Origin of the sequence: Vibrio mimicus CAIM 602 (assembly GCF_000338875.1) — a bacterium.
Lineage (GTDB): Bacteria > Pseudomonadota > Gammaproteobacteria > Enterobacterales > Vibrionaceae > Vibrio > Vibrio mimicus.
The window spans coordinates 1-1,475 of the sequence record NZ_AOMO01000004.1 but is presented as its reverse complement, the minus strand read 5'-3'; the positions used below and the strand labels follow the sequence as shown (position 1 = coordinate 1,475).

Sequence of the window (1,475 nt, the reverse complement as noted above, 5' to 3'; positions counted from 1 at the left end):
AGATGATCCTGTTGGAAAAGTCTTTAAACTACTTGACCCAGATGCTGAGTGCTTAGTTTTATTAGGTAAAAAGTTTTTCTTCTCGCCATTACGTAAAGAAGTAGAGCGACTATTTCCCGATATAGTGAAAGAGTATTTATAACAAACACCTCAAGAGGGACTGTCAACGCGTGGCGTTTCCAGTCCCAATGAGCCGTAGTGGTTATGGTTGCTGTGTTTGAGTTTGGTTGTTATGCGTTGCCAGCCCCTTAGGCGGGCGTTATGCGCTATGAGCAATAATTTGAACTTACTCGGAAAGTGTTTGAGTACAACTAGTTCGGTATTGTTTGATTGCTATCCTCAGTCTGAATTTTCATCAACAAGCTAGGTGAACTCATGGTCATGAAATATTGCAACAGCTGTAAAGCAGATACTGAGCACAAAGAAACCTTAGAAAGAAAACCTTCAAGTTACGATCAGCAGAAATCAATTTTCGGACGATTTATGTTGTTTGTTCATGAGTTTATCAACGGTGGGCATTATTACAATATGAATCGTTATGTGTGCTGTAACGTTTGTAAAAACAAATCATTGGAAAATGTAGGTAAAGAGTTTGAGTAGCTCGCGCATAACAAACGCCTCAAGAGGGACTGTCAACGCGTGGCGTTTCCAGTCCCAATGAGCTGCGATGGTTGCAGTTGTTGCGATTGAGTTTAGTGTTATGCGTTGCCAGCCCCTTAGGCGGGCGTTAGTTGAAAAGGGATGAGAATGAACGACGGTTTTATCCGCCAAAGAAGAAACTTGTACACAATAAGTGGAGTGCTACTTTTTTGTTTTATGGCACAAGTCCAGATATCACAACTCAGCATTGTTGGAATTAGTTTCAGTGGGTTTAAGAAGCCAGAAATAACTTACATGTTCTTATGGGGTATGTGGGGGTATTTCTTCTATCGTTTTATGGTTTATTTCATCGAACATGAACTCAAGACGTTTCTCGGCATTTGGCGCAGGGAAGTGGAACGATACTCAAATGTATATTTACGTGAGCTAGCAAGTTCAAATGCGAGTGGTAGGTTTTTGGAAAACCAAAGTGATTACTACTCAATGAAGCGAAATAATTGGGTTTTGAATTATCAAGAAGAGCATTTAGACGATCAGTATGGAGACCCATTTGTTAAAAATAAAACCGTACAAGTTCTGCGGAGGAGCATCTTCAAATATCAGGTTGTTGGTGTACTGCGCCTTATTCTTTTGACAACGGTGGTTACGGATTATTTCTTTCCTTTGATTACTGGTTTACTTGTTTTTACTTATGCTGGCTTCGGGATGTGGGAAGGCTCTTTACTACACATTTTCAACTAACAAACGCCTCAAGAGGGATTGTCAACGCGCGGTGGTTTCGGTCGTTGTGTTTGAGTTTTGTGGTAATGCGTTGCCAGCCCCTTAGGCGGGCGTTAGGTATTTTGAGGCATCATGAGAGCTATTTTGTTGATTAT

2 protein-coding genes are annotated in these 1,475 nt (G+C 40.9%); both read left to right on the top strand.

The genetic code is table 11. From position 1 onward, the window contains the following. Positions 1–375: 375 nt before the first annotated feature. Positions 376–600 carry a hypothetical protein gene (locus D908_RS22470; RefSeq protein ID WP_000245187.1) on the top strand — a complete coding sequence of 75 codons (225 nt, stop codon included), beginning with the start codon at positions 376–378 and terminating at the stop codon, positions 598–600. Positions 601–747: 147 nt separating this feature from the next. Next, complete coding sequence (locus D908_RS18060) at positions 748–1,341, top strand: hypothetical protein (protein WP_005522115.1); 594 nt, start codon at positions 748–750, stop codon at positions 1,339–1,341. Positions 1,342–1,475: the final 134 nt, after the last annotated feature.